This is a genomic window from Xanthovirga aplysinae, from assembly GCF_009711365.1.
GTDB lineage: Bacteria > Bacteroidota > Bacteroidia > Cytophagales > Cyclobacteriaceae > Xanthovirga > Xanthovirga aplysinae.
The window spans coordinates 1-3,489 of record NZ_SMMB01000721.1 but is presented as its reverse complement, the minus strand read 5'-3'; the positions used below and the strand labels follow the sequence as shown (position 1 = coordinate 3,489).

Annotated in this window: 2 protein-coding genes; both read left to right on the top strand. The window is 37.8% G+C overall.

The features are described from left to right. Positions 1-47 precede the first annotated feature (47 nt). Positions 48-1,238, top strand: a complete 1,191-nt coding sequence (gene sucC, locus E1171_RS04625) for an ADP-forming succinate--CoA ligase subunit beta (protein ID WP_155204564.1) — start codon at positions 48-50, stop codon at positions 1,236-1,238. Positions 1,239-1,667: 429 nt separating this feature from the next. Beyond that, a partial coding sequence (locus E1171_RS04620; protein WP_155204562.1) for a DUF885 domain-containing protein occupies positions 1,668-3,489 on the top strand: 1,822 nt, incomplete at its 3' end.

The following is a 3,489-nucleotide window of genomic DNA, read 5'->3' as shown; positions in this document are numbered from 1 at the left end:
TATCAAATCAAATCGCTTACATTCGTGCAAAAATTTTATAAATCAGGATGAACATTCACGAATATCAAGCTAAGAACATTTTAAAGAGCTATGGTGTAAGAATTCAGGAAGGTCTTGTGGCGGATACTCCGGAAAGAGCCGTAGATGTTGCTAAACAACTGAATGCCGAGACAGGTACCGAATGGTACGTGGTAAAAGCTCAAATCCATGCCGGTGGACGTGGAAAAGGCGGAGGTGTAAAGTTAGCCAAAAACATAGATCAAGTCAGGGAGCTCTCCAACCAGATATTGGGTATGCAGCTGGTGACACACCAGACGGGTCCTGAAGGAAAGAAAGTACACAAAGTATTAATTGCCGAGGATGTTTACTATCCGGGTGCATCTGAACCAAAAGAATATTACTTAAGTATTCTTCTTGATCGGGCCAAAGGATGGAATGTGATTATGGCTTCCACTGAAGGTGGAATGGATATAGAGGAAGTGGCTGAAAAGACACCTGAAAAAATCATTAAGGAATGGATTGACCCTAAAGTAGGTCTACAAGGTTTCCAAGCCAGAAAAGTTGCCTTTGCATTAGGACTAGAAGGGAAAGCTTTTAAAGAAATGGTAAAATTTATTTCTGCTCTTTACAAAGCTTATGTGGCAACAGACTCTTCTCAGTTTGAAATCAATCCGGTTTTAAAAACTTCAGATGATAAAATCCTAGCGGTTGATGCAAAAGTAAATCTTGATGACAATGCTTTGTACCGTCATCCTGACTTGGCAGAATTAAGAGACATCACAGAAGAAGATGAATTAGAAGTAGAAGCGGGTGAAGCAGGTTTAAACTACGTAAAACTTGATGGAAACGTAGGATGTATGGTAAATGGTGCAGGGTTAGCCATGGCTACCATGGACATTATTAAATTGTCAGGTGGTGAGCCAGCAAACTTCCTGGATGTTGGAGGAGGAGCTAATGCGCAAACCGTTGAGGCTGGATTCCGAATTATTCTAAAAGACCCTAACGTTAAAGCTATACTGATCAACGTATTTGGTGGTATCGTAAGATGTGACCGAGTAGCTCAAGGGGTTGTGGAAGCATATAAAAACATTGGAGAAATAAACGTTCCAATCATTGTTAGACTTCAGGGTACAAATGCTGAGGAAGGTGCTAGAGTTATTGAAGAATCTGGCTTGAAAGTTACTTCTGCAATTGTACTTAAGGATGCTGCTGAAAAAGTAAAAGAAGCACTGGCATAACCTGAAAGAATATTATTGAAACAGGCTAATCCATTAGGCCTAAGAAAAAGGCTGTCTTTAAAATTTAAGGGCAGCTTTTTTTAAAACTTTCATTTTCTAACTGGCTCTTTTGGGTCCACTCCCACTCATATTATACACCAAGGTTTAATTTACCCATCCTTTAACCTGCAATACAATTAAAAGAAAGCCTAACTTCTTAATACTAAATTTAAAAATATAACTAAATAAGCCTTCAATATTAATCCGTATTTCTCTTCAACCATTTCATCATTTTCCTGAAAATTTAGGAGTAATTATTTTTTTTATTACCTTCAGCAAAATCATTTTTTTGTAAAAGCAAATTTTAGGAATTTTAATACCTTTTACAAATTCATATAAAATGGCTAAAAACCTATACTTCAAGAATTAATCACCTAAAACAATTTAAATATGAACAGAAAAAAACTTACTCTTTTTTCCCTCTTTTTTGCATTGCTCCTGGTTTACGGATGTAACGATGATAAAGATAAAAAGACACTAAAGGCCCAAGTCTCCACCGAAGCGGTGACCGAAGAATCAAAAAAGGCAAACACCTTCTTTGAAAGAGTTTTTGATGAGTCCGTAGACAGAAACCCTACCTTCCAGGCTTATTTAGGAATCAAAAAAGATCAAGACAAATGGGACGACATAAGCCCTAAAAAAGAAAAGTTGGAACTGGAAATCATAAAAAAAGAATTGGTAAAACTAAAAAGTGAGATCAACTACGATTTGCTAGATGAACAAACTAAACTAAGTTACCAATTACTTGTGGAAAGTGCTGAGGAGCAAATTGCTAATGAACAGTTCAGACTTCACAATTATCCTGTTAACCAAATGTTTGGTGCACAATCCGATGTACCTTCTCTCTTAATCAACATGCACCCTATTTCTGATGAAGTGGATGCCAAGGCCTATATCAGTAGGCTTAATGGGATAAAACCGCTGTTTAATCAATTAGTAACCAATTTGGAGGAGAGAAGAAAAGCTGGCATAATGCCTCCTAAATTCGTTTTTGCTCATGTGATTAGAGATTGTAAAAATCTGATCAAGGGCAACCCATTTACAAAGGCAAAAGAAGAAAGCACCCTTCTTGAAGACTTTAGAACCAAAATTGAAAAAGTAGAAGGTTTGGACAATGCTAAACTTCTAGCTGAAGCAGAAACTGCCTTAAAAGAATCAGTTAAACCTGCCTATGAACAACTTATTACTTATTTAGAAAAAACTGAAAAGTCAGCTACTACTGATGATGGGGTTTGGAAATTTCCAAATGGTGGGGAATTCTACAATGCTGCCCTAAAAAGGGTAACTAGCACTGACCTTACTGCTGACCAAATCCATCAAATAGGATTAGATGAAGTAAGCCGTATTCATGGAGAAATGCGTGAAATCATGAAAAAGGTAAATTTTGAAGGTTCCTTGCAGGATTTCTTTGCCTTTATGCGTACAGATGATCAGTTTTATTATCCAAATACAGAAGAGGGAAAAGAGGCTTATATGAAGGAAGCTACTGCCCTTATTGATGAAATGAAAGGACGTTTGGATGAACTGTTTATCACTAAACCTAAAGCAGATATTATTGTAAAGGCAGTAGAACCATTTAGAGAGCGTTCAGCTGGAAAAGCTTTCTATCAATCTCCTTCTATGGATGGAAAAAGACCAGGCACCTATTATGCCAATATGTATGATACCAAGGAAATGCCTACCTATCAAATGAAGGCTCTAGCCTACCACGAAGGACTTCCGGGTCACCATATGCAATTGGCCATTGCACAGGAATTAAAGGGCATCCCTAAATTCAGGAAATTTGGAAGATACACAGCATATACCGAGGGATGGGGCCTTTATTCTGAGCTTGTACCTAAAGAAATGGGCTTATACCAAGATCCTTATTCCGATTTTGGTCGTTTGGCCATGGAGCTTTGGAGAGCTTGCCGATTAGTGGTGGATACAGGGATTCATGCTAAAAAATGGACTAGAGAAGAAGGAATTGCCTACTATGTGGAAAATACTCCAAATCCTAAAGGTGATGCCGTAAAAATGGTAGAACGACATATCGTAATGCCAGGTCAGGCGACTGCCTACAAAATTGGAATGTTAAAAATCCTTGAATTACGTGAGCATGCCAAAACAGAGCTTCAGGATAAATTTGACATCCGAGAATTCCATGAAGTAGTCTTAACTAAGGGCCCACTACCACTTAGCGTATTAGAAAAACAAGTAAAAGAATGGATCG